This is a genomic window from Bittarella massiliensis (ex Durand et al. 2017), assembly GCF_017566145.1.
GTDB lineage: Bacteria > Bacillota > Clostridia > Oscillospirales > Ruminococcaceae > Bittarella > Bittarella massiliensis_A.
Genome location: NZ_JABFCL010000274.1, coordinates 1 through 217 on the forward strand (window position 1 = coordinate 1; position 217 = coordinate 217).

The following is a 217-nucleotide window of genomic DNA, read 5'->3' on the forward strand; positions in this document are numbered from 1 at the left end:
TTGATATTAACTTGTCCTTTAGGACGGCCTAAATGCGCCATCAAAATGACCGCAGCTTTATGCTCCAGTAAATATTTGATAGTTTCTAACGAAGCACAAATTCTGGTATCATCGGTAATCTTACCAGTTTCGTCCATCGGCACATTATAGTCGACACGTACCAGAACTTTTTGACCGGCAACGTCTAAATCACACAGGTTTTTTTTATCCATTAGAA

1 protein-coding gene is annotated in these 217 nt (G+C 39.2%); it reads right to left on the reverse strand.

Annotated elements, in window-relative coordinates:
- Window positions 1-212 (reverse strand): phosphoglycerate kinase (gene pgk / locus HJY11_RS14315; protein ID WP_208076540.1); only part of this gene is annotated, 212 nt, incomplete at its 3' end.
- Between the last annotated feature and the right edge of the window lie 5 nt (window positions 213-217).